The following is a 23,759-nucleotide window of genomic DNA, read 5'->3' on the forward strand; positions in this document are numbered from 1 at the left end:
CTGCGACCTTAGCCGAACACGAGCGAAACGTGCTGGTACAACGCACCCACGCCGGCCTGCAAGCCGCCCGCGCCCGGGTCGGCAGGGCGGCCGGCCCCCGGGCTTGGCCCCGCGTTACCAGAAAATCGCGCCCGCTGTCAAGGAACTCTACGAAGCCGGCCAACAGTCCACCCGCCAGCTCATGACCTACTTTCAGATTGGCTCCCGCCGCACCCTCTACAAAATCCTGCGCTTTGCCGGCTGCCAGATCAATGAAAAGATACCTGCGCTTCCCAATAAGTCAACCAACAAGCCCTTATGAAGTGAGTTAAAAGGCAAGAAGGAACAGAAAATTTGAATTAATAGCCTTTGCAGAGGTCTACCCATGACTGGTAAGAATGCATAGCTCTACTCCTTATTAATAGGCGAAGGCAATGTGGCGACAAGGGGCGATGTATTATTTCCCGAAGTTTGAACAGATTCGGCGCTCTACTTAAGACAACGCCATAAGCCCAATATATACTAACCGCTGCCTTTATATAATTCACTGAAGGCTTCCCAGTACTGCTGTATTTCTCTGATCATTCGCCTTAACGTTGCTCTGTGTAACTACTCCAGCGGAACCCCTGAATTTGTTTGTTCAGCGAGCGGCCAATCTAAATAAGTCCGGGTAAGCGTAGAGCGGTTTGGGTGGATTGTTTCCAGAACAATGCTGGCGGGTATGCAAGCAAAGTAGGGCGAAATGCCTTGTTCGTAGAAAGCCGCTTTCTCGTAGAGCAGTTCCGTAATTATGCCCACGACGGTGCCCAGTTCGTCCAGTACAGGGCTCCCGCTGTGCCCTGGTGAAGTACGGGCAGAAATTACTAACAGGTTTTGCCCTGAATACTCCTGCACCACGGAATTCACTTCGCCACGGTGCACCACTTGGTACGCATCGCGAGTACGCGGAATGGCAGGGTACCCGATGGTGATGATCTCATCTAGGATACCTGGTTGCGCCCCCAAGGTAAAGTCCGGTACGTCAGCCTGCGCGTCAACGCGCACAATAGCAATGTCAACGCCTAGCCTATCTTGAAACCGTTCCACTTCGTGGTGAGGAATGAGTTCATCGTCCTTGGTTAGGATCCGAAAGCTCGTTGCATTAGCCAAGACATGATCGTTCGTCACGACCAACCGGCATCCTAGCGTATTATCTGAGTTGTTCATGTCGATGTACCATCCGGTGCCGATTCCGAAATCACCGTTGGCATTCTTCACCTCAATCTTAACGACAGAGTTTTTGTACCGATCAACGACATAGCGGAATCCGAGCAACGCATTCAGCAACAAGCCGTGATGGTGCAAGTTTTGCGTGTAGTCCCGGTTAAACACGTACTCTTGGTCCTGAACTGGTCCATATACCAAGGGAGTGAAATCCTCCGTCAGGATAAACTTCTCTACCAGAAGATCGAATGCAGCGTCGACCACGGTTCCAGACAATCCACCATCAAAGCCATCCGGTTTCTCGCTGAAGAAGTACTGATAGAATAGATCTTTGGACGGGACGTTTGGGTACTGAAAGGAGCGTTTATTCTTGAACCGCTCCTGGCTAAGGCCTGCCGCCGCAATCGCCTTGATGCGCTCAAAACGGGATGGATCGGTTACCTCAGCGGTAGCATAATTGACGACCGCGTGAAATATAAGTAAGCGATTCGGACTGCTGAAGAAGTACTCGTAGGATTTTGGTTTCATAATAATGAGCCATGGTGGAACCTGGCTTCCGCAAGTTAGGGATAGGATTCAAGCGCAGCGACAGCTCTGTTCTCATCTACAGCTACCTGCTTCCAATATGATCTAAGAGTGCAAGGGTGTCGACCAGTGCTAGAGCAGTAGGGAGAACACTGGATTGTAAGTAGTAAGCCAGTTATCCGTGCAGCCCATGTAACAGGCTAAGACACCAACGTGCGGATCTATATAGTCGTTTGCACCCATCCTATTATGCACGAAAATCATTTTTATGGATACGCTTTTAATCATAATGATTACGAAATCAGAGTTATTGAACACGCATATTAGGAAATAACAAACGCTTTTCGGTTATTTGCGTACACAATTACTCACATAGTGTTTACTAGGCCCCGATGTACGCGGAACTGCTTAAGATCATAGAAGGTGGCCTTTCCAAGGACCCCCAAAAAGTAGCTAGCTACGCTAAGTTGCTGGCGCAGAATTACGCCAAGGATGGCGACAGCAAGTCTGCCGATCGTATCATGCGCTTGCTCGAAAACAAGCGCAGCCCGCTTGTTTACCTAGACCAGGTAATCACGCCTCCCGTTGATCAAGAGACGCGTCTGAGCATTGCCGATTTTATCATGCCGGGCGCGCAGGCCGAAATCCCTTTCATTTTCTCGGACACCCTGAAGAGCAAGCTCGACGTGTTTATTGGGCGTTTGGCGCACCGCAATGAATTACAAGCCGCCGGCATTACCCTTACGTCTTCACTGCTGCTCTATGGCCCTCCTGGGTGCGGCAAGACGACATTGGCCCATTATATCGCGCAACGCCTGGACTTGCCATTAGTGGTAGCACGGCTTGATTCGCTAGTGTCTTCCCTACTGGGCAATACGTCTAAAAACATCCGGCAAATCTTTGATTTCGCCAACCGCCAGCCCTGTATTCTCTTTCTCGACGAGTTTGACGCCATCGCCAAGGCCCGTGACGACCAGCACGAGTTAGGTGAGTTGAAGCGTGTGGTAAACAGCCTGCTGCAGAACATGGATGAGTTTGTGAAATCGGGCATTTTGATTGCTGCCACTAACCACCAGGACTTGCTGGACAAGGCCATCTGGCGGCGTTTCAACACTATTGTAGAGGTCGGCAAACCCGACATGGAAGAAATTCGACAGTTACTCGCGCTGTACCTTAGCCGCGGCTACGTGGATTTCACTCAGGACGCCCGGAAATGGGACAACATCGTGCAACTGATGGCTGGCAGCAGCGCCGCCGACATCAAGTCGATTTGCCAGAACACCATTGCCCACAACATCATGGCCAAGCGGCCAAAGGTTACCTACGCCGATGTGCTGCTCCAGTATTACCATTTCAAGAACCACAATAGTACCTCTTTTAAGGAACTGATCAAGTTCTTGAGTACCTATGACGTGAACCAAAAACTTATCGCGGAGATCTGCGATATTTCGCTGCGCCAGGTTCGTAATTATCTGACTCATACTGCTTAATTCATTTGCTATGCCGGACCAGAACTTACCCATTAAGATTTTCTACAAGCGTGGCCAGTATGACCAGCGCGCCACCGAAGGCATGGGCAACAAGCAGTTGCCTAAGTGGGTGGAAGGTCCGGCAGAGCTAGCGGCTAAGAGCGAGCTGTTTCAGCAAGCCTTGGCCGAAACAGCGACGGGTTTTGCCAATCGCCCTGCGGACAAAGCGTTTATCCCAGCGGTCATGAAGGTAGCCCTGCGTTCGCAGGCCCTTGCGAAAACTCCCCGGGCAGCCGTTGGAGAATTGTTCAACCGGAACAAGTCCGAATACAACTTTATTGGCTCTGTGCAGCCGTCCGAACTTCTGGTACGGGTTGATTCAGCGCAGCACCTAGAATTCATTACGCGTAATGTCGCGCAACCGCAGGAATTTCAGGTCGGTATGTCGGCTATCAATGAATTGGCTCCTTTTGAGCCAATCATCGAGCTGCCACAAGACTTAACCGGAACGGTGCTGAAAGTAAAGCTTATTCACTTTCAGGAACGCCACTTGGACGAGCAAATCGAAGCCTCGTTTGAGGCGACCCTGCGTCAGCAACAGGTTTCTTTCTCAAAGATCAAGTACACAGTCGAACTGACCATATACGAACTGCAACCGACTAGTGTGGATGCCCTACAGGTGGTGCAAGACTTTGAGGCGCTACTCTCCATTACGCCCGCGCCAGTCTATGGAGTTGGGTTGGATGAAGCAGATGCGGCGGCGGCAATTTCCGTCAAAGTGCCCGTAACTGGTCAGGAGTACCCTACCATCGGCATACTGGATTCCGGTATTGAGCCCATTGACCATTTGCGGGAATGGCTAGATCCGCGCAGCTACGTGGCCGTAGCCCCCGAAGATCTGGATCGGGCTCACGGCACTGGAGTGGCGAGCATTGTGCTGTACGGCGACGAACTGCAGGGCAAGCAGTGGGTAGGGCACGGCGCTTACAAGTTGCTTGACGCCACCGTTTTTCCTCGACGCGGCAAGGCGCTGACAGAGGGCGAGCTTATCAAACGAATTCAGGAAGCCGTATCACGGTTTCCTGACGTTAAAATCTGGAATCTTTCGGGAGGCGGTGACATGTCCTGCCCTGAGCAAGACTTTTCTGATTTCGGTAAAGCGCTCGACGCTATTCAGGACCGATATCAGGTCCTGATCAGCAAGTCGGCAGGCAACTGCCGAAACTTCGAGCAGTTCATGCCCAAAGCCCGCATTGCCCGTGCGGCAGACTCGGTTCGGAGCCTGGTAGTAGCGAGCATGGCGCACGACCGCGGCCCGGACGATGACGTTGACGCAGACTGGCCATCCCCCTTTTCGCGCTCCGGCTTTGGTCCAAACAATTTAGCCAAGCCCGACATTGCCCATTATGGAGGCAATTCCGGCGCTCCGCGCAACGGGCAGAAGGCTTCGTACACGGGGGTAAATGCCTTTTCCCTGGCTGGCGGCATTATCCAGCTATCTGGTACTAGCTTTTCCACGCCTCGTATTACGGCTCTATTGGGCGGGCTCAATCAACGCATGGCAGACGGCTTCGACCCGTTGTTGCTCAAAACGTTAGTGGTGCACTCAGCCAGTTATCCAGCCGGGTTAGCCCTTGACCCAATTGTCCGTCTTAAAGAGCTCGGATATGGCCGCCCTGGAAGCGTGGAGCAGATTCTGTATACTAATCAGCACGAGATCACCATTATTCTGCGCGACAAGCTGATCAAGGGTGGTTATCTGGAAATGTGGGACTTTCCGTTTCCAGAAGAATTGATCGACAACGGGCACTACTACGGCGAGGTTATTCTAACCATGGTAGGCGCCACACGATTGGACGGTACGCAGGGCGTAGAGTATTGCCAGTCGGACCTTAAAGTTGCCCTGGGCACGTACGACCGGATTATCCTGTCTACCTCCAAACGGAAGCGGCCGCTGAATCCCTACCAAAAGGAGAACGGCCATAACCTACTTCTGCCCGATTCTTACGGGGCGCTCACCGGTAAAAAGTACCTCGCATCGCCGTTCACGCGTGAGCGGCAACTGCGCAAGTACGAAGGCAAGTATCACCCGGTCAAAAAGTTCGCTATCAACCTGGATGAGCTGCGCAAGAGCAAAAAGGCAGGCTTGGTTGCACCCAAGAAATGGTTCTTAAAGGTGGAAGGGTTGTTCGCCCAGGCAGCTGAAAGCGCGGCTCGGCAAACGGGCGAAGAATTAAGCCAAGAATTCTGCATTGCCATCACCATCCGCGACCCACGCCAGCAATATGATGTGTATAGCTCAGTAACGCGTCATTTAACGGCCAGCAACTTCCAGCACAACAACATTCAATTGCGCAATCAGGTGCCCGTGCAACTGCGCAACGCACCGGATGGCAGCCAAGCATAAATAGCTGGCAAATAGATCACTTCCATTCACCCTCTACCACGTAGTTCGTGCTGACGACCCCACCATAAAACGAGCCAGCCGCCACGGGATGTGACGGCTGGCCTACAGAAATCAGTGCCAGCAAGTACGAATTGGACCCTCGCGCCTTGCTGCCTGTCCGGCGTTACTGGATTTGCCATCCGTAACACTGCCCCTTCATGGACAATTCAGTCCGCGAAAGTAGCTACTTTTTTGTACGCACCAACTTCGTGGACCGTTGTCTGGCTCGGTGTGCTCTTCCGATAAGAGCGAACCCTACTCACACAGACAACCTCGTGGGAAAGAATCTGCATATCACGCCCCGCCCGAACGGCTGGGCCGTCATCTCTGCCGGCGCCGAGCGCGCGGCCGTCATTGCCCCTACCCAAGCCGCCGCCGCCGCTATCGGCCGTGAAATGGCCATCAACCGGGGAAGCGAACTGCTCATCCATGGCCGCAATGGCCAGATCCGGGAACGGAATAGCTACGGCTACGACCCGGAATCCAGCAAGGCTGATCTTAATTTCTTGCTCACCTGCGCTTTGCCTTAAAGGCGAAGCGCGGGCCACTTGCTGCCTTTTGCCGCTTGGTGAAAGGAGAACGGGACTGCTCATGCAGTTTTTCAGCAAAACCAGATTGGCCCGCGCCTCTCTGCGCCCGTCCCATTCACACACCTAGAACCAGTTTTCAGTAACATGGACAAGTCCAATAACAGCTCGACTAAAGAGCACGAAACCAAAAACAATACCCCTAGTACCAGTAACAACGGGAATGGACATGCTAACAACGGCGGGCCTAGCAACGGAGGCGCGAACGGTAACCCTGGTGCAAACCAAGGAAACGGTAATGCAGGTAATTCTGGCAACGGCAACTCAGGTTCTAATAATCCGGGCACCGGAGGCACGGGGAACGGTAACTCAGGTGGCAACCCTAGTAATGGCAACCCCAATGGTGGCAACAACGGGAATGGAGGACCTAAAGACGTCACTATCATCATCAACGGCACGCCGCACATGGTAGCGAAGGACGAGATGGCCTTCCGCGAGATCATTGCCTTGGCAGGACTGGCTAGTGGCCCGAATGTGAGCTACACGCTTACTTACCGCAGGGGCCACGGCAATAAGCCGGAAGGCAGCTTAGTAGAAGGAGACGTTGTTAAGGTTAAAGACGGAATGATTTTCAATGCAACAGCAACTGATAAGTCGTAGTCCCGACCTCCAGCGCTTGCGCGACGAGGGGTATCATGTTGCGGTGGTTGAGGGTCACCTGCTCATCCGGGATGTGCCCTACGTCACCTCGGCAAAGACCATCGCGCGTGGCACCATTGTCACGGCACTGACTCTGGCCGGAAACGTGACCACCCGCCCCACAGATCACGTGGCGCATTTTATGGGCGAGCAGCCCTGTAGCCGAGAAGGTGAGCCGCTGACGAAGATTATGCACCCGAATATGGGGACACAACTAGCTGTCGGGCTGTTTGTCAATCATATGTTGTCTAGCAAGCCTGCTGCAGGCTATCCGGACTACTATGAGAAGATGACCACCTACGTCCGGTTGATTGCGGGTCCGGCGGAGGCACTTGATCCTACCGCTACGGCCTGCACCTTCCCACCCATTGAAGCGCAGGAGCGCGAATCGGTGTTTCATTACATCGACACGGCTTCCAGTCGTGCTCGCATCTCCACCGTGTCGGATAAGCTAGCGGGTGGCCGCATTGCGATTGTGGGGCTGGGAGGCACCGGCGCCTACGTCTTGGACTTAGTCGCCAAGACGCCTGTCGGGGAAATTCACCTGTTCGATGGAGACGTTTTCTCTCAGCATAATGCCTTTCGTTCTCCTGGCGCAGCGTCGCTGGCGGCGCTGCAGGCGAAGCCCGACAAGGTGACCTACTTCGCAGAGCTTTACTCGCATATGCACCGACACATCATTCCGCATCGGGAATATGTGACGGGAACCAATCTGGGGCAGTTGGGGGAGATGAGCTTCGTGTTTCTCTGCCTAGACAAGGGCAGCGCAAAGCAGGTGATCGTGCAGCACCTGGAAACTGCAGGCATTCCGTTCGTCGATGTTGGCATGGGCGTGTACCACAATGTGCAGGCCAACGCACTGGGGGGAATCGTCCGGGTAACGACGAGTACTGCGCAACAACGGACCCACGTGTACGCAGGTCAGCGCATCTCGTTTGGCGACGCTGATGGCGGGAACGAGTATCAGCAGAACATCCAGATTGCGGATCTCAATGCGCTCAATGCAGCCTTGGCGGTAGTCAAGTGGAAGAAACAGGCTGGATTCTACCTGGATCTGGAACGTGAGTTCCACAGCACCTACACCATTGATGGGAACATCCTGCAAAACGAAGACCAGCTAGGATGAAGCACGCTGTCTTGCACCATGACTTTGTAGAGTTCGTTCCCCAGGTGCTGGAACAGGGTGTGCTCTACGTGTCCATGCCCTACGCCACAGCAGCGCATTTATGTTGCTGTGGTTGCGGCAACAAGGTGGTTACGCCACTGACGCCGACAGATTGGAAACTTTTTTACGATGGCGAAAGCATTTCACTGACTCCATCGATCGGCAATTGGAGCTTCCCCTGCCGCTCGCATTACTGGATCAAACATGGCAAGATTACCTGGGCCGGCCAATGGTCTCAGGAAGAAATTGCTGAGGGCAGAGAACAGGATCGAATCGCGAAGAAAGAGCGACTGTCCAGAGTCTATGTGCCTGAGGATGTAACTCAACAACAAACTCCGGAGCCAGTGGTGGAAACATCTGGATTCTGGCGTAGGCTGTGGCGATGGATTACTTCTGAGTAAGCAGGAGGAAGTCCATGCTGAATACTGTGCGCAAAACCTGCTGCTTAGTCAATAAGCAGTCGGCTTTGCATTCTCCTATTAACCTAACGTTATATATGTCTCTTCATGATGACATGCAGTATGTCACCAGTCGCGTGGCATCCGGCGAGTTTCCGCGGTACTTGTATAAGTACCGTCCGCTTTACGAACACACAGCCTCAATGCCTCTGCTGGAGAATACCGCCAGTATATTGGCTAAGGCGCAGGTGTGGCACCCATCGCCAACGACGTTCAACGATCCATTTGACTGCCAGGTAGCCCTGGATGTGCGACGCTCGTCCACCATTGTGCGCAGCGTAGCCAAACTCATTGAAAAGTCGCGCGAACAGGTGCCTATGAGGCGGGCAGATCGCCGTCGCGGCTTTAATAATCTGCGCCGCCAGACGCCGTTTACTGTTGCTCGGGCACAGGTCTGGTTGCGAGAAACCCTAGCCAACATCGGCGTCTGCAGTTACGGAACGCGCGGCGATAATTTACTGATGTGGGCTCATTATGCAGACTCCCACCGGGGTGTTTGCTTTAAGTTCGATGTGCTTGCCGATCCAGCTGCTTACCTAGACATGAAACCGGTCACCTACAGCCGGGACTACCCGGTCCTGTCAGGACTTGATGAGCAATCCGTCAGCAAAGCCTTATTGGTGAAGGCGGATATCTGGGCCTATGAAGAAGAATTTCGAGTCTTTACCCGTACCGGGCCGGGTGGAAAGGCATTCGCTAAATCAGGGTTAGTGGAAATCATCATTGGAGCCAAGGCTGCCGAAGACCCAGTGGATGCTTTGGTCGACTTGCTCGAAGCAGACCCAGACTACGGCCATGTACGACTGCAGCAAGCCCGCCTTAGCACCCGTTCGTTTTCACTAGAGTTTGGTCAGTACTGATATTTATTGCTACCCAACCCGATTATAGCATGTTGTGTACCACACCACGAAATTGCTAGCTGTGCACTCCTAACACCAGGAATATGATAAACATTGATCTTAATGCCATCCGTCCACTCAATGGCAAACGTGCAGAAGGGTTTGAGGAGTTGTGTGCACAGTTGGCGCGCTTTGATCGGCCCGCCAATTCACGTTTTGAGCGGAAAGGCACACCCGACGCTGGTGTAGAGTGTTATGCCGTCTTGGAAGATGGGAGTGAATGGGGATGGCAGTCCAAGTATTTTGATTCATTTGGCCCTTCTCAGTGGCAACAACTAGATGAATCAGTAGAAACTGTGCTGGTTAAGCACCCTCATCTGGTGCGCTACGTCATCTGCATACCCCTCAACCGTCCCGATGGCCGAATTTCAGGTAAGCAATCAGCCATGGAAGCTTGGGCCAGGCATGTCAGCAAATGGCAGGGTTGGGCAGCAGGAAAGGGTATGCAAGTTGAGTTCATCTACTGGGGTGAATCGGAAATTTTAGACCAATTAGCTCGGCCTGCTCACTTAGGCCGGGTACGCTTTTGGTTTGATACTCAAGCATTCGACCAAGAATGGTTTACGGCGCGGCTGAAGGAAGCGCTGCAAACGGCGGGGGCCCGTTATACAGCAGAGCTAAACCTAAGCTTGCCAATAGCTGAGGAATATGAAGCTTTTGGCCGCACTTCAAAATTCTTTGACGGTCTCAAGGCTTTGGCTAAGGATATACGTGAGCATTTTCGGCGACTGTACCCAAATCAAGAAGTATTAAAAAATAAGCCTATTGGTGAAGCATACACTGAGCTCGCCCAACTAATCCAAGACATCTTACCTAACATTGGTAGAATCCCGGAGCAGCCTGTTGGAGAGTTGCTTTACGCCCCACTTGTTGAACAGCTTTCATCAGCTATTCGGCTGACGAAGGCGATCGAAGAATTGCTTCTTAAAAAGGAGTTTGAGCCAATCCCCTCCGCGAAGCAAAAAAAGAATCGGCCCACAAGCACTGAGCCTTATCAAGACCTGCGCAATGGCATCTACCGGCTCAATACGTCCTTGAGAAAAGCACGGAGCAGCTTCCAGCAGGCAACTGCCATAGCGAATACCCAGTTGCTGATCATGACTGGTCAAGCCGGGTGCGGAAAAACTCATCTGCTGTGTGATATTGCTGCACACCGAATCAGTGAGGGGCGGCCCACTGTGCTGCTCATGGGACAGCGCTTTATTGGGACCAACGACCCCTGGATGCAGGCGCTGCAACAGTTGGACCTCGCTACCATTAGCGTAGAGGAAGCAATTGGAGCACTGGAATCAGCTGCACAGGTTGCAGACAGTAGACTCTTATTGCTTGTTGACGCAATTAACGAAGGAAATGGTCGCTCTATTTGGCCAAACAACATTGCTTCATTCCTGACACAAGCAACGCGCTCGCCTTGGCTAGGTGTCGTGTTCTCGGTGCGCTCCTCATATGAAGGATATCTGGTACCTGCTGATGTACGCGCTCAAGCGCATTACGTAGACCATCAAGGCTTTACGGGCCTCGAATACGACGCTACCAAAAGTTTTTTTATTCACTACGGCTTAGAACTGCCTTCGACACCACTGCTTGCACCGGAGTTCCGCAATCCATTGTTTCTAAAAACGTTATGCAAGGGGTTGAAACTAAAAAACCAGCGGCGATTGCCCCGGGGCTTTCATGGAATTACGGCAGCTTTCAATCTATACTTGGACGGGGTGAACGAAGTCCTAGCAACAAGATTGGACTACCACCCTAGGCAAAATCTAGTGCGAAAAGCCCTGGAAGTATTTGCTGAAGAAACAGCTCACACCGATGAGCGCTGGCTGCCGCTCTCTGCAGCTACCAGCGTCGTTGATAAGTTGTTGCCCGGGCGTAGCCATACCCAATCACTTTATCACGGGTTGGTAACCGAAGGCGTATTAACGGAAGAAGCGTCGCGCTGGACCGGCGAAAGTGAACATGAAGAGGTCGTGTTTATCTCTTACGAACGTTTGGCGGACCATCTGTTCACGAACGTCCTACTAAACCAGTACCTAGATGCAACCAATCCCGCAGAGTCCTTTAAAGCAGGCACGCCCCTGGCTGTCCTCTACGATACCACCAAACGGTTTCACGAAGGCACGGTAGAAGCCTTATTCATCCAAGTGCCCGAACGTACCGGACGGGAACTGTCCGAACTAGCGCCCGAAGTCTTGACGCACTGGAACGGCCATGCTTTTCGGCAGAGCATCATTTGGCGAAAAACAACGGCCTTCTCTCCCGCTACTCGGCAGGCTCTCCGAGCATTCGATGAAACGGATGGTAGGTTAGAGCAGACTCTTGAGGCCATCCTCACTGTGGCCAGCTTACCTGACCACCCATTCAATGCAGAATTTCTGGATCAACGACTGCGAGAGGATGGCATGGCAGAGCGCGATGCTTGGTGGAGCATCCTCTTACACGATTTATGGGATACACAAAGTGCTGTTGATCGACTAGTGGATTGGTCCTGGGGCGTAGAAGTCACCACCCCCCTTGATCCGCAAGCGGTGGAACTGTGCTCTATTACCTTGGCGTGGCTTTTCACGTCTTCGAACCGATTCCTGCGCGATCGGGCCACGAAAGGATTGGCAAACCTTCTTACTGGCCGATTGGAGGCTGCTTGTAAGCTTGTCGAGCGCTTTGGTGATGTAGATGATCCCTACGTGGTCGAACGGGTGTACGCAGCAGCGTACGGCGCTTCTATGCGCAGTTATGACGTCGCAGCGGTTGAACAGCTGGCCGTTCGCGTGTTCGACTGCGTTTTTGCTCTTCAAGCACCACCCGTACACATTTTGCTGCGCGATTACGCGCGCGGGATAATTGAATGGGCCATCTACTTAGGCGCAACACACGCTTTCGATCTCGCACGAATTCGACCACCTTTCAATAGTAGTTGGCCCGTTATACCAACCGAAGCGGAGGTAGCACAACTGTTTCCTGACCATGCTGCCAGACGGCAAGACAACGACGGATCCTGGGCACTAGATCGCATCAGAGACTCCGTTATGGCGGATGATTTTGGTCGCTATGTAATTGATCCAAACCTCGATGATTGGCTAAGTGTACCGTTGAGAGAACCCATATGGAAGCAACCCAAAGATCAACGGCAGCTACTTACGGAGTTGGCATTAACCCTCTCGGAGTCTGAACAAGAGGCTTGGGCTGTGTTTCAAAAGGCAGAAGCGGCATTGAAAAATGCACAGCAACTGCAACTACAGCAACTGCTTGCGGAGCAAGGTGACGACGATTTCGCGCCCTTCTTCTCCGAAAACTCACCGGAACTTGAGAAGCTACAGGCGCAACTAGACGTCCTAACAAGTGAAGAACACCAAGCATATGAAGCAGCCAGTCAAATCCTGGAGGCTGCGTTCACACCGGAACACATGCAGCAGCTCGAAGCGATTGTTGGCCAACCTGAAGCCAACTATGAAAGCCGAGAGGCCCCTCAATTTGATGAGGATCTAGCCAAACGATACATCGTTAAAAGGGTACTGGATTTGGGGTGGACGCCGGAACGTTTTGGCGTGTTTGACGAGCATACTATTGGCTACCGTGGCAGGGAAGCGAGGAAGTCCGAGCGAATTGGGAAGAAATATCAGTGGATTGCCCTGCACGAAATCATGGCCTACACTGCGGATAACTATCATTTTTATGAACGTTATTCTTCCGACGAAGACAAGAGCACCACTTACGAAGGCCCGTGGCAACCTGGAGCCCGGGATATAGATCCGTCAAACATGCTGCGGACTACTGCTAAAACCAGCTTCTGGTATTCGCACAAGCCAGCCTGGTGGGCTGTGCAACGCCAGCAGTATTGGGGAGCTCCTGATAAACCGAAGGAGTGGTTAGCAGAATGGCAAGACCTGCCCGCTGTCGAGAAGCTGTTAACTGTACAGCATCCAGAAACAGGGGTCAAGTGGCTCAATTTAGAAGGTTCTTTCAACTGGACCGAACCCGTTACACCCGATCTCGACTCGACCGACACGGAGAGAAGGCAGATCTGGTATACCGTCAGAGCATACCTGGTGAAGCAAGCAGACGCTCCGGCGTTCATGCAATGGGCTGAGGCCGACAATCTGCAAAGCAGGGACTTGCCCAAACCAGCTCAACTGTATGAGGTGTTCCTGGGGGAGCACGGGTGGTCTACAGCATCCCAGTATTACCAGCGGGCCTACTACAACGGGGAGACATGGCAAAAACCAGGTAGGGACTGCCCCGTTGAGGTGCAAGTATTCTCGTTCGATTATGTAAACGAAAGAGGGACGTTCGATTGCTCGCTGGACGAAACGGTTTCCTTGAACATGCCGCGTGCCGAGTTAGTAAACTCGTTGGGCCTGCGTTGGACCGGCATTGGCGCTGACTTTATTGATGAAACAGGCCAACTGGCCTCTTCAGATCCAACTGTCCACCAAGACGGACCGGCAGCCCTTCTGGTGCGAGAAGATCTAATCCGTGCCCTTTTGATCCGAGAAAACTTAAGCTTGTGCTGGGTTGTGACCGGCGAAAAACAATCAATCGGACCCGACTCAAGAGAACGCTTCCTTGGGCGCTTGAATTTGTCGGGTGCTTATATGCTATCTGATACGGGTGCAGTCGGGTTTCTCAACTGCTTCATGGAAAAAGCGACGCGTAATCACCAAGATCATGACGTCCTAGTACATACCATAAGATCATCCGACACCAAATAAGATGGAAGCATAAAAAGGGGCTCAGCGGTCGCATGTACTACACGCTCGGAAAGCTGAGCCCCAAGTTGAATGCGTGGCGTCCAGCAGTCGCAGGTGAGGTAGGCGTTGTCCCAGAGTTTGCCAGTGAGGCGGGCCATCATCGATGTAGCCAGATGGACGCCGAGGTCGGGCAGGGCACAGGTCACGCAGTGCGTGTAGCGGTTAGCAATTATAGTGGCATAATGAGTATAACACTCAGCCTGTTGCCCCCACTCGTCGGCAGCAGGCGCCTCTGTTCAGGCAGACCCACTTGGGCCCAGGGCGGTGTTGACTAGCTTGATCATGTTTCAGAAAGCATTTCATTCGCAGTATGCATTTTTCTTCCTTGTGGCTCAAGGTCCGCGCTTTCGGCGGGGCTTGCAGGAAAGCAGCCCTACGGCTGATCGATCCCGAAACATATTCCAAGCGAAATATTTTTTTGTTTGGCGTGCTGCTGGTCGCTTTTGTCCTCTGGAAGCAGTTGCTAGGCTTATACAACCAGTATGTAGTTGCTCCTGCCCTGAGTCAAGTTCCACGCGGCCACATTACCGATGTTGCCGCTAGTCTGCTTGCTATAGCTAGCATTCTTTTCTTTTACACCAAAGTGCGGGCCGGGTACCGTCTCTCCTTTTGGCAGCGCATGGTGTTGTTTGTTCCGGGGCTGCTTTACGCCGCTGCCTTGTTCTTTAACGGGTTCGACCCAGAAAACACCTGGAATTTCTACACGTTTCATAGCACTGAGCGGCTTCGGTATGCTGATACGGTCTTGCTGCTGCTGCTAGGTGGGGTGGTTCTAACAGGATACAGCATATGGATCGGCGCTAGCGCCCCCCGCCCCTCTGGCAGCTACTTACAGGAGGATGTTCCACTTACGCGCACTGCCGCCGATTCGCTGAATTGGCGGCCTGAGGCGCGCCGGGTAGCGCAACAGATCACGTCACTCTCCACGCACGCATCGTTTGCAATTGGGGTGCTCGGTAAATGGGGAGATGGCAAATCATCGTTTCTCAAACTCATAGAATCAGAGCTAACCGACACTAAAGCTATTGTTATCCATTTCAACCCTTGGTTGGTAGAAAGCACAGCAGCAATCCGCAAAGATTTTTTCGCTACGCTCAAAGAGCGTCTTGGGGACTACAGCGGGGAGTTAGCCAGCGAAATCGGTACCTACGCCAACGGCTTAGCCAGCGTGTACGACAACACCGCCGCCAAGGCCGTGAAGGAAGCGGCTTCGTTTTTTTGGGATACTCCCACCTTGACCGAACAATTCAAGAAGGTGAACGAGGTCATTGCACGTCTGCGTAGGAAGATCATCATCTTCATAGATGATATCGATCGACTGGACAAAGACGAAGTATTAGAGACCCTGCGGTTGGTGCGCAATACGGCTAGCTTTGGTAACACCATTTTCGTGCTGGCCTACGACAAGCAGTATGTAAGCAACGCAGTCAAACTCACCAACCAAGCCAACAGTAGTCAGTACCTGGATAAGATTGTGCAACTGGAAATTCCATTGCCTCAGTTTAATCCCACCAAACTAGCGCAGCGTACGCTGGACATTATCCAGCAGTCAACAGAGCTTCGGCCCTACCACCCTGCATTGAAGGATTTGCTCATTGGCAACACGGCTAGTAGGCCAGCCGACACGTTCCAACAGCACTACGCAGCGCATATGCACGATCCGAAGGTGTGTTTTTACCCAGAGGTAATCACTAACATGCGCGCTGCCATCCGCTTTACTAACTTATTCACGTTTGATTTTCTACCGCTGGCTAAGGAAGTCCAGTTGGATGAAATGGTAAACCTGACGCTGCTGAAATTTAAGCACCCGGCCCTCTACGAAGCTATCAAGTCCATGCGTGTGGTGAAACCAGACTTCGATATTATGGCTGGGCGCTCGGAGAGCATCATCAAAGTACACGAAGAAGGACTGGATGCTTTCTACAAGCAGAACCCTGTTGAAACGGATGATAAAGAGCTCTTGGACAAACTGATTCAGCATTTGTTTGGCAACGACCATCTGCCTCCTGGGCAGCGGACGATTCAACGCCCTTCTTCTTTCAGTGTTTATTTCTCAGCGGGGAGCTTTGACAATGTGCCCTTGGCAGAACTTGAAGAACTGAGGCTTGGTTCAGCGACCGCCATTATGCCTAAACTCATTCACTGGCAAGGCAAAGAGCAGTTGGCTGAAGCCTTCGAGGTACTCGTTCACGTACGGGAGTTCAACGACCGGGCCGATTTTGAAAATGTCGCAACTGCAGTATTAGCTGCTGGCAGCATACTAGATCGCTCAGTCATAGAATGGATGCGCGAGATAAACAGTCTCAGCAAGCAGATAATTGAAAATCTGTACAGACAAGATGTGGAGACGTTTAAACAGTTTTTTCGGCATCAGTTCGCTAATGCCAAAGACCCGTATTTATATGAGGCTCATCTGGCTTACAATATCAAGGCCGACGCATGGAGGGGTATTACAACAAGTTTTTTCCTTTCGGATTCGGAATTGAATCAGTTCACGTTGAATTACCTGTCCAGGTATTTGGATGCGAACAAGAAGGTTGATTATACCGCTTTTGGCCTCCATCGATGGAATGGAGAGAAGGTTGATCGAAACAACATGATCTGCATCTTACCAGCTGCCAACGAGTTGATGAAGCATGCGCTGCAGGCGTATCCTGATACCGCGCTACAAGCCCTCATCGTTCCTACTGGCCGACCGCCACAGGAAAAACACTTGACTTTTCAACCCTTTTTGATGCAGATTTTTGGCTCTTGGCCAGCTGTAGACGGCTTCATTGCTAGCCTACCTGATTCAGAGCAGGCTCGCCAAGTACAAGCAGAATACCAGTTGTACAAGGACTCTGGTTATAGAGAATTTATCAGAACAACCGTAGCGCCGGCCTAGAATTACCCAAGCCGTGCTATGTATCCAAGGTCACAATCAAGGAGGTTGCGTTTCTTACTTGCGTACGGATTTGCTTAGAATCATAGTCACTTACAGATAACACCTATCTCATTTCATATCATTATACCAGCTTGTTTCCTTGAGCTTTACGTTGCGAAGGCGCCAACCAATCGAGCTTATCTAGTAACCGACTGGTGATGCACTCCTGCCCGTTTCTAATAGCCTGGATAGCAGCCAAGCGGAGCAGCGCTGAAATTTCACCTATCGCACCCTCGCTCATGGCCAATATCTTCAAGCTCAATTCGTCGCTTTCCAGGAACGACGGTTTTTTAAGAGGCAGCTTGTATTCGAAGCTTGATAGCAGCCGCCGGTAATCTTCCCCATCCCGCCAACGGGGTAGCAAATGAGGCTCAAACCGGTTGGCTAGCTGGGGGTCGGTGTGGATAGCCCGGAAAGCATCTTTGGTACCAATGGCGACGATTGGTATCTGCAGCTCGTTAGATAGGTATTTGATTACGTTTAAAAATCCACGTTGCTTGGTCAGGTTACCGGCTAACACATGGTGGATCTCATCGATGATGAGCATTCGTGCTTGTACAGTAGACAGCAACTGCAGCACTTGATATTGCTTCCGATCAATTTTATCGTTGATTTTGTAGGGCGAGGCCAAGCGCTCTAGAATCCCATTGTAAAACCGTTTTTCATCCGGCATTGGGGGAGCCTGTATCATGACAACCGGCACTCGCACAAAATCCTCATCTGGCAATGAGTACGCTTGGTGTTGCTGCAGAAATCGATGCGCAATCACCGTCTTTCCGTTGTTCGTATTGCCGACCAACAGCAGGTTAGGCATACGGTGGGTCGGAGGATGCACTAATAAATCTTCCATCCGGTCCATTGCTTTCTTGGCAAGTGGATAGCCGATGACAGGGCTAACGGCTAGATTATGTATACGTTTGGTAGCCACTTCTTGAACCAATCCGTGTAAATCTACATGCAGGTGTTCCATAATTAGAGGTCTCCGAAAGGCGTATAGTGACGGGGTTGAACAGCGGGTAGTGATTCTTGTGTCACCGGCTCTTTTTCTGTGGCCAGGAAAGCTAACCGAGAAGCGTGTACGGGCTGCCGTTGGTTGCGGCGCCGCACCTCCTTCGTTTGCTTCACGGCTTGCTCTTCGATATGCCGCATTGCCTCGTAAGCGGCGAAGATGTGTTCTTCATCTACCGGAATGTTCTGCGCGCGCACCCGCCGAACAGCTTCCCGGTGCTCCCAGATGCTCATCGGAGGGCGCGACGTATCACGGTATGGAATAGCAAAATACTGTTCCAGCTCTGGGTCGTAGAAATAGACAATGCTCACGTCCCGTGGGTCCCGCTTGAACAGCAACTTCTGACGCCGCTTGTACTTGTCCGTCGTCTTTATCCACCGCCGCAGGACGTCATGATAGTAGTAGATGTGATCAATCAGTACCCCGTACTCCTGTACAGTCCGCTCCTCAAACGGCATAAAGTCCAAGCGCACCTTTTCTTCGCTCATGAAGCGGAATGGCAGGCCGCTGCCAGATGTCGTGTCGGTGCCGAAGACCCCTTGCTTATAGCGTTCGAGTGGTGCCATTCCGAGGCTACTGTGCTCACGTTTGTGATACACATCCGTGATGAACGTTAGCAGCCACTTTTCCAACTCGCGAAGCGTCAAAGCCGCTTTCTCCTCGGACTCGTAGTCGCCCCGTTCGGCAACGGAGGAGAAGGTGGTGCCCGGCAGGGTATGGATTTCTTCCAGGACAGTACCCAAATACCGCTCGATGTGCCCCCCGTACCTCGGCGTGGCAACGGGTCGCCAGTTTAGCTCAATCCCGTATTGCTCGCAGGCGCGCTTCAACATCGTGCCGTGAAATTCGCGGGCATTGTCCAAGTGCAGCGTGCGCATTACCCCCCAACAGGGCCACTCGCCGCCCAAATCATGCAATGCCAGAATCTGTTCCTTGGGCAGTATAGCGTTAGCGATACACATGCCCGTACCCATTGCACCTGGCGGATCAAAGGAAACATAGAAGCCCACCACCATACGACTGAACACGTCGATGGCCATGGTAATCCAAGGCCTGCCGACAGGCAAACGCTGGATTTCATCCACTAGCTCGATATCCAGCTTCGTGTGGTCGATCTGCACAAAGGCCAGTGGGAAATCAGCACCGGGAAAACTGCCTTTGTGAGGAGCCAGTTGATCGTCGGCTACGGCCTTCCCGTAGCGATAGCGTAGCCGGTTGTACTCGGTCAGCTGCCTAATACGGTTGCGAATTGTATTGGGGTGAGGCACCTGCAGGCCTGCCCGACGACACTGGCTCACCACCCGTTGATGAACTTTAGCTAGGGGCTTGCGCTGCTCCGTCAGGTATTCCTCCTTGATAGCCTGTTGTACAATGGCGTCTATCTCGGGGGCCAATCGAGGTTTTCCTCGGCCACCGTTGCGCGGCTTGTCCATGAGAGAGGCAACGAGCCCGGTGGCTTCGTAGCGCTCCAACCAACGATACAGCGTACTCGGACTAACCTTATGTTCACGCGCTACTTGCTTAATCAGTGCCCCGTCCGTTCGCTTGTCCAGAATCGGCTTTAACAGCGCAAAACGGTTATTCGCTGTTGCCCATTGTTCGTCAGTGGCGAGCTCGAAACTGGGTGTTTTCGCGTCATTGGCATAGACCGGCAGCACATCGTCTACCGCGGCGACAACAATATGATCGTCTTCCATACGCTCCAGCAATAGCCGCCGCATATCCAACAGGGCCTTTACGTGATATTGACGGCCCTCGTAAGACACTACCGACCTAGCAGTAATGGGAAAGTGATTCATAAACGACGGAACGGTTGTGTGAAGGCAGGGACTTGGCCGGTAAGTGACCAAATAGGCGTTTGCATCGTCAACGTATGGGTTAACTCAATGCCGACCATTCCCAAAGCGACCATGTGCCAGAGGACAAATAAATATTCTGCCTGCTTATAGGCATCGCGCACGGCAAGCTGGATGAGTTCGGCCGGTGTCGTGCTGGGCAACAAGCCCAGCAAATCCTGCAACCGATGAACATAGCCTAGCTCGACCTCGACCCATCGGTAGCGATTGAGAAAGCGAACATTTTCCAAGTACTGTGTTCGGATTTCCTTTTCCGTTAATATCTTAAATTCCCATCCGCGCATAGCTGCGTAGCGAACTGCGGCGCGAAATTTCGGGCGCAGTGTGGGCCATTCGGCCCAAAGAGTAGACCGATATTTCACCTCGATCAAACGGGGTTTGAGCCACATACCAGGCGGCCGATCCGAACGGTAATGAACAAGCATATCAGGCGTGTAGGAACGTAGTTTCCCGGTCTCATCCTGAAACTCGATACACACGGGTTGCTCTTCGAAGGCCTGCACATTCCGATCAAATTCTAATAAGGCAATCAAGTCCCGCTCCAGCGTAGACTCGAATTCGTGTAACCGCTTCATTTTCTTGCTAGGCACAACGCCGGCAACAGAGGAATAACGAAGAGGGATGTTGCGTACAGGCATATCAAAACGTTCTCAAGAAGTTGTGTAAATGTTTAAAGCAGTCGCACCTTCTACTAGATGATTTCGCAGCTCGTTATGGATGGAGTGAAATGCGGTCACAAGTGGAAGAACGAATGAAAGTGACTGTAAACTTTTGACTTAGACATTGTACACCACAGTTGCATGTCGCATCCAAATTCGCAAGAACTAATGTATTTGACAGGCGGGGGCGGTAATCCACAGCCGGGCGAAATCTCCTTGGCTCACAACGGCGTGCTTTTTCTAGATGAGCTACCCGAGTTTAAGCGGACGGTGCTGGAAGTAATGCGCCAGCCGCTGGAGGAGCGCCGCGTAACTATTTCACGGGCCAAGCTGAGTATTGACTTTCCCGCCAACTTCATGCTCATTGCTTCCATGAATCCGTGCCCCTGTGGGTACTACAACCACCCGGAGAAAGAGTGCGTGTGCGGGCCAGGAGTTGTGCAGCGCTACCTTAACAAAGTGAGCGGGCCGCTGTTGGACCGAATTGATTTGCACGTGGAGGTGACGCCGGTCACGTTTGACCAAATGACGGAAACGCGGCGTTCAGAATCTAGCCACGACATTCAGAAGCGGGTAGAACTGGCCCGGCAGTGCCAAGCTAAGCGCTTCAGGGACTTTCCTGATATCCACTCCAACGCCATGATGCCGTCGCAAATGGTAAAGGACATTTGCCGAATTAACCCAGCGGGCCTTACGCTACTTAAGACGGCCATGGAGCGCCTGGGCCTTTCGGCCCGCGCGTACGACCGTATCCTGAAAGTAGCGCGTACTATTGCCGATTTGGCGGGCACCGACGACATCGAGATTCAGCACTTAGCCGAAGCTATTCAATACCGCAGCTTAGACAGGGAAGGCTGGGCCGGCTAGGAAGTAACTCAGGCTACAACCAAGTAGAATAGCAGCAGTGTCGTTGACTGTGGTGGCAGAGCTTCCGCTTCACATCGCTACTTCTCAATTTCACCCGTAGCTTTGCAACACCATGTATAAAGCGCTGCTCAAACCGTTGCTGTTCCGGCTAGATGCCGAGCAGGCTCACCATTTGGTACTCGACAACCTGAAACGGGCCAGTGCAGTACCCGGCGGCATGGCCCTCCTGCGGGCACTGTACGACTTTCAGCATCCTAGCTTAGAGCGCGAAGTATTTGGGCTTCCGTTCCGCAACCCCGTTGGGCTAGCAGCTGGCCTCGATAAGAACGCCATGGTTACAGATGAGCTAGCTGCGCTCGGTTTTGGTTTTGTGGAAATTGGAACGGTAACCCCGCGTGCCCAGCCCGGTAACCCAGCCCCACGCTTGTTTCGGCTACCCCAGGACGAGGCCTTGGTCAACCGCATGGGCTTTAACAACGAGGGGGCCTTGGCTGCGGCAGCTCGCTTGCGCAAACGGCAGTCAGACATCATCATTGGCGGCAACATTGGCAAAAACAAAGACACGCCCAATGAGCTAGCGGCCCAGGATTACGTAGCGTGTGTGGAGGCCCTGCACGAAGTGGTCGATTATTTCGTGGTCAATGTATCGTCGCCGAATACGCCAGGCCTGCGCCAACTCCAAGAGCGGGAGCCGCTTATTCAATTGCTACAACAGGTGCAGGAGCGCAACCAGTCCCTACCCCGCCCTCGTCCCTTGCTGCTTAAAATAGCGCCTGACCTCACTGACTCCCAGCTTGATGATATCTTGCTTATTGCGCGGGAAACGGACTTGAATGGTCTCGTTGCTACGAATACCACCATCAGCCGGGACGGACTGAGTACGCCAGCAGACCATGTGCACACTCTTGGGGCCGGCGGCCTGAGCGGGCGGCCCTTGCGTCAGCGCGCTACCGAGGTTATTCGCTACCTGCATTACCACAGCCAAGGCCACCTTCCGATTATCGGGATTGGTGGTATCCACTCTCCGGCCGATGCGCTAGAAAAGCTGGCGGCCGGTGCGTCTCTGATCCAGCTCTATTCGGGCTTTATCTACGAGGGGCCAGCCCTTATAAAGCGCATCAACCGCAACTTGGTAGAAGCATAACCCTTCGTCCTACATAGCCTGCCCTTACGCGTGGAGCGTACCCAGGTATATTAACCTACAACCGGGCCCCCACCCGGAATTCTATTACATCGGCGGAGCCGCGGTGCACTTTCAAATCTACGTTGCCGAATACCCGATCGGTGAAGTAGTATTTTAAGCCCAGGCGCTCGTAGTAGAACTTGTTGGATTTATAGGGATTATAGACGTAGAAGCCAGGTGCGAAACGAAGGAGAGCCGACCAAATAGGAGTTCGTGCCCAATGTATAGGCCTGCTTTTTTTACGTCTGGGAGCTTTTCGTTGGTGCGGGCGGTATCACGCAATTGGGCCGACAAGCTCCGGTCGTAAAAACCCTCTAAGCCCGCCGTGAGCAGACTTTTGCGGTTGAGGCGGCGAGTTGCGGCGAGTGTGAGTGAGTTGACTAGGTACTTGCGCCGGTCGGTTTCGTTGCGTTGCTTTATTCCTACAGTAGTGCTCAGCTCCACTCGATTGTGGCCCACATCGGTAGGCTCGGAGGCGGGGTCGGGGGGTAAGGGCGTGAAGGGCCGCTGCTGGTGATAGTTGAAACCTAGGAGCACGGTGGGCAAGTTAATGCCAAAGTTGGGCTTCGTAGTGGCACCATTGGAGTAGTGATTGAGGCCAGCACCCAGCATAAGCCCAAGATGCTCGGAAAGAGCTACGTCGTATTCAGCCCGAAACTGAATGGTAGCATTCAGGCGAGAGCTGATGATGGTGTTCTTGTGGTTGGTGGCTTGGTCGTAGCGAATGGGAAAGAAGCCCACACCCGTACCTAGGCGAAAGCTCAGTTCCTGCCGCTGCGTGCGCCAGAAGCTCTTGTTGATGTATATGGTAGCCGCGTAGGAGCGCCCTAGTACAGTATTGTAGTAATTGTAGTATACCAGAGCAAGTCCCACTTTGGGGTAGCGGTACCACGCATGCCACGGCGCCGACCCGTTCGTTTGGCGCTGCACGTTCAACTCAAGGCCCGTAGGGTGCGATACGGCGAGGTGCTTTACGGCGGGTGTGTGCGCTAGTATAAAGCTTCCTTGCGCGTAAGCACCTAGCACTAGCGGACCCACTGGCATTTGCTGCTGTTGCGCATGGACCTTACTTACCCCTACCAACCCGAGCAACCCAATTCCTACTACTCTAAGGCGAATCGTCATATCGAAGCAAAACCAGCGTTTC

15 protein-coding genes and 2 pseudogenes are annotated in these 23,759 nt (G+C 52.7%); 12 read left to right on the plus strand and 5 right to left on the minus strand.

Features of this window, described 5'->3' with window-relative positions; translation table 11 throughout:
• Window positions 1-301: pseudogene (locus VI25_RS25590) on the plus strand (hypothetical protein); the annotation flags it as partial.
• 287 nt (window positions 302-588) lie between these two features.
• On the opposite strand, the gene VI25_RS04455 reads toward VI25_RS25590, so the two are convergent.
• Window positions 589-1,710 (minus strand): serine protease, encoded by a 1,122-nt coding sequence (locus VI25_RS04455; RefSeq protein WP_045689371.1) that lies wholly within the window; start codon window positions 1,708-1,710, stop codon window positions 589-591.
• Between the two features lie 389 nt (window positions 1,711-2,099).
• Between VI25_RS04455 and VI25_RS04465 the strand changes: the two genes are divergently transcribed.
• From VI25_RS04465 to VI25_RS04505, 9 genes are all read left to right on the plus strand, one after another.
• On the plus strand, window positions 2,100-3,197 hold the full coding sequence (locus tag VI25_RS04465) for an AAA family ATPase (RefSeq protein ID WP_045689372.1): 1,098 nt from the start codon (window positions 2,100-2,102) through the stop codon (window positions 3,195-3,197).
• 10 nt (window positions 3,198-3,207) lie between these two features.
• Window positions 3,208-5,583 carry a S8 family peptidase gene (locus VI25_RS04470; RefSeq protein WP_045689373.1) on the plus strand — a complete coding sequence of 792 codons (2,376 nt, stop codon included), beginning with the start codon at window positions 3,208-3,210 and terminating at the stop codon, window positions 5,581-5,583.
• Between the two features lie 314 nt (window positions 5,584-5,897).
• Window positions 5,898-6,152 (plus strand): DUF2188 domain-containing protein, encoded by a 255-nt coding sequence (locus VI25_RS04475; RefSeq protein WP_055562306.1) that lies wholly within the window; start codon window positions 5,898-5,900, stop codon window positions 6,150-6,152.
• A 144-nt stretch (window positions 6,153-6,296) separates the two neighbouring features.
• Window positions 6,297-6,809: a multiubiquitin domain-containing protein gene (locus tag VI25_RS23925; protein ID WP_082455393.1), complete on the plus strand. Its 513-nt coding sequence runs from the start codon at window positions 6,297-6,299 to the stop codon at window positions 6,807-6,809.
• Complete coding sequence (locus VI25_RS04485; protein ID WP_045689375.1) at window positions 6,784-7,974, plus strand: ThiF family adenylyltransferase; 1,191 nt, start codon at window positions 6,784-6,786, stop codon at window positions 7,972-7,974. Before VI25_RS23925 ends, VI25_RS04485 begins: the two co-directional genes overlap by 26 nt.
• Window positions 7,971-8,414, plus strand: coding sequence for a DUF6527 family protein (locus tag VI25_RS04490; RefSeq protein ID WP_045689376.1), 444 nt, complete (start codon window positions 7,971-7,973; stop codon window positions 8,412-8,414). Before VI25_RS04485 ends, VI25_RS04490 begins: the two co-directional genes overlap by 4 nt.
• Before the next feature lie 95 nt (window positions 8,415-8,509).
• The gene (locus VI25_RS04495) at window positions 8,510-9,331 is read left to right on the plus strand and encodes a DUF2971 domain-containing protein (RefSeq protein WP_161806870.1); all 822 of its coding nucleotides are present in this window, start codon (window positions 8,510-8,512) and stop codon (window positions 9,329-9,331) included.
• An 83-nt stretch (window positions 9,332-9,414) separates the two neighbouring features.
• Window positions 9,415-14,076, plus strand: a complete 4,662-nt coding sequence (avs2, locus tag VI25_RS04500) for an AVAST type 2 anti-phage system protein Avs2 (RefSeq protein ID WP_045689378.1) — start codon at window positions 9,415-9,417, stop codon at window positions 14,074-14,076.
• A 349-nt stretch (window positions 14,077-14,425) separates the two neighbouring features.
• A complete protein-coding gene (locus VI25_RS04505) occupies window positions 14,426-16,999 on the plus strand; it encodes a P-loop NTPase fold protein (protein WP_055562307.1) in 2,574 nt (857 codons plus the stop codon).
• A 121-nt stretch (window positions 17,000-17,120) separates the two neighbouring features.
• Here VI25_RS04505 and VI25_RS04510 read toward each other — a convergent pair whose 3' ends face one another.
• The 3 genes from VI25_RS04510 to VI25_RS04520 are packed head-to-tail and all read right to left on the minus strand — an operon-like array spanning window position 17,121 to window position 20,541.
• Window positions 17,121-18,008: a TniB family NTP-binding protein gene (locus tag VI25_RS04510; protein WP_052695360.1), complete on the minus strand. Its 888-nt coding sequence runs from the start codon at window positions 18,006-18,008 to the stop codon at window positions 17,121-17,123.
• 2 nt (window positions 18,009-18,010) lie between these two features.
• Complete coding sequence (locus VI25_RS04515) at window positions 18,011-19,846, minus strand: helix-turn-helix domain-containing protein (RefSeq protein WP_045689380.1); 1,836 nt, start codon at window positions 19,844-19,846, stop codon at window positions 18,011-18,013.
• Window positions 19,843-20,541, minus strand: coding sequence for a heteromeric transposase endonuclease subunit TnsA (locus VI25_RS04520; RefSeq protein WP_045689381.1), 699 nt, complete (start codon window positions 20,539-20,541; stop codon window positions 19,843-19,845). Before VI25_RS04520 ends, VI25_RS04515 begins: the two co-directional genes overlap by 4 nt.
• Window positions 20,542-20,736: 195 nt before the next feature.
• Here VI25_RS04520 and VI25_RS04525 point away from each other — a divergent pair.
• Window positions 20,737-21,429 (plus strand): annotated as a pseudogene (locus VI25_RS04525) (YifB family Mg chelatase-like AAA ATPase); the annotation flags it as partial.
• A 112-nt stretch (window positions 21,430-21,541) separates the two neighbouring features.
• Complete coding sequence (locus tag VI25_RS04530; protein WP_045689383.1) at window positions 21,542-22,573, plus strand: quinone-dependent dihydroorotate dehydrogenase; 1,032 nt, start codon at window positions 21,542-21,544, stop codon at window positions 22,571-22,573.
• A 153-nt stretch (window positions 22,574-22,726) separates the two neighbouring features.
• Here VI25_RS04530 and VI25_RS04535 read toward each other — a convergent pair whose 3' ends face one another.
• Complete coding sequence (locus tag VI25_RS04535) at window positions 22,727-23,737, minus strand: acyloxyacyl hydrolase (RefSeq protein ID WP_045689384.1); 1,011 nt, start codon at window positions 23,735-23,737, stop codon at window positions 22,727-22,729.
• Window positions 23,738-23,759 lie beyond the last annotated feature (22 nt).

The organism is Hymenobacter sp. AT01-02 (assembly GCF_000961955.2).
Taxonomy (GTDB): Bacteria; Bacteroidota; Bacteroidia; order Cytophagales; family Hymenobacteraceae; genus Hymenobacter; species Hymenobacter mucosus.

What these genes read in the sequence shown, in the direction of transcription:
- VI25_RS23925 (WP_082455393.1), top strand. Translation starts at nt 6,297, where the DNA reads ATGGACAAGTCCAATAACAGCTCGACTAAAGAGCACGAAACCAAAAAC.
- VI25_RS04465 (WP_045689372.1), top strand. Translation starts at nt 2,100, where the DNA reads ATGTACGCGGAACTGCTTAAGATCATAGAAGGTGGCCTTTCCAAGGAC.
- VI25_RS04490 (WP_045689376.1), top strand. Translation starts at nt 7,971, where the DNA reads ATGAAGCACGCTGTCTTGCACCATGACTTTGTAGAGTTCGTTCCCCAG.
- VI25_RS04495 (WP_161806870.1), top strand. Translation starts at nt 8,510, where the DNA reads ATGTCTCTTCATGATGACATGCAGTATGTCACCAGTCGCGTGGCATCC.
- VI25_RS04520 (WP_045689381.1), bottom strand. Translation starts at nt 20,541, where the DNA reads ATGCCTGTACGCAACATCCCTCTTCGTTATTCCTCTGTTGCCGGCGTT.
- VI25_RS04505 (WP_055562307.1), top strand. Translation starts at nt 14,426, where the DNA reads ATGCATTTTTCTTCCTTGTGGCTCAAGGTCCGCGCTTTCGGCGGGGCT.
- VI25_RS04485 (WP_045689375.1), top strand. Translation starts at nt 6,784, where the DNA reads ATGCAACAGCAACTGATAAGTCGTAGTCCCGACCTCCAGCGCTTGCGC.
- VI25_RS04515 (WP_045689380.1), bottom strand. Translation starts at nt 19,846, where the DNA reads ATGAATCACTTTCCCATTACTGCTAGGTCGGTAGTGTCTTACGAGGGC.
- VI25_RS04530 (WP_045689383.1), top strand. Translation starts at nt 21,542, where the DNA reads ATGTATAAAGCGCTGCTCAAACCGTTGCTGTTCCGGCTAGATGCCGAG.
- VI25_RS04455 (WP_045689371.1), bottom strand. Translation starts at nt 1,710, where the DNA reads ATGAAACCAAAATCCTACGAGTACTTCTTCAGCAGTCCGAATCGCTTA.
- VI25_RS04470 (WP_045689373.1), top strand. Translation starts at nt 3,208, where the DNA reads ATGCCGGACCAGAACTTACCCATTAAGATTTTCTACAAGCGTGGCCAG.
- avs2 (WP_045689378.1), top strand. Translation starts at nt 9,415, where the DNA reads ATGATAAACATTGATCTTAATGCCATCCGTCCACTCAATGGCAAACGT.
- VI25_RS04535 (WP_045689384.1), bottom strand. Translation starts at nt 23,737, where the DNA reads ATGACGATTCGCCTTAGAGTAGTAGGAATTGGGTTGCTCGGGTTGGTA.
- VI25_RS04510 (WP_052695360.1), bottom strand. Translation starts at nt 18,008, where the DNA reads ATGGAACACCTGCATGTAGATTTACACGGATTGGTTCAAGAAGTGGCT.